Origin of the sequence: Tabrizicola fusiformis, assembly GCF_013328815.1 — a bacterium.
Classification (GTDB): Bacteria; Pseudomonadota; Alphaproteobacteria; order Rhodobacterales; family Rhodobacteraceae; genus Fuscibacter.
This window is the reverse complement of the sequence record NZ_JABUHN010000056.1, coordinates 1-748: the sequence shown is the minus strand read 5'-3', so window position 1 is coordinate 748 and position 748 is coordinate 1. Positions and strand designations below refer to the sequence as shown.

The window sequence follows — 748 nt, the reverse complement described above, 5'->3', positions numbered from 1 at the left end:
GGCGCCGATCAGGTCGCCGATCCAATGGTCATCAAGCGCGCGGGCGGCGCGAAGAACCGCCCGCACGAATTTGCCACCCCGCATGGCCTGCATGATATGGTAGCGGCACCGGGCGGTGTTACCAGCACCTCCCGGCGCCTTCATCCCGCAGCGAAACACCCACTGAAGGACGATACGGATGCTGTCATTCATCAAGGAAGCCCTCACGATCGGAGAGGGGGCGACGGGTCTTCTCACCGGTTCGACATCTGCCATCAAAGGCGTGATGGACCTCGTGCGGAAGCCGAACCCCGACCTTTCCGAGATCAAGGCCCTCGCGGCCGAGGCGATCGATAAGCTTCTGGAGGCCAAGACGGCGCAGATGGCGATGCAGGATGCTCTGCTGAAGCTTCAGGACGAGCAGAAGAAGCGGGACCGCTTTCAAGCGGAGGCGCAGCGGTATGTGCTGACCAAGACCGACATGGGCGGCTTCGTCTATGCCCTTCGACCCGACCAGGCGCGGGGCGAGCAAGAACACTACCTTTGCACAAGCTGTTTCGAGGCCGAGGTAAAGTCGATGCTCCAGCCGGTGAATTTCAACACACTTGGCTGCACACGATGCGGCGAGAAGGTCTTCAAGTCCGACGGCCGCGATAATGGAGCGCGGGTTGCTCGGAGAGGCCTCAGCACGAGGTACGACATCCTCAACCCTTACGGCGATGACGACTGAGTCGTTCAGGGTCCGCAGCGCGCTCAACCGTGCCTCAAC

At 61.8% G+C, this 748-nt stretch carries 2 protein-coding genes; one reads left to right on the top strand and one right to left on the bottom strand.

The window, feature by feature from the left end; all coding sequences use genetic code 11:
• On the bottom strand, positions 1 to 192 hold a 192-nt coding region (locus HS053_RS22130), incomplete at its 3' end, for a hypothetical protein (RefSeq protein ID WP_174213399.1).
• On the opposite strand from HS053_RS22130, the gene HS053_RS22125 reads away from it, so the two are divergent.
• Positions 179 to 709: a hypothetical protein gene (locus tag HS053_RS22125; RefSeq protein WP_174213398.1), complete on the top strand. Its 531-nt coding sequence runs from the start codon at positions 179 to 181 to the stop codon at positions 707 to 709. The genes HS053_RS22130 and HS053_RS22125 overlap by 14 nt on opposite strands.
• Positions 710 to 748 lie beyond the last annotated feature (39 nt).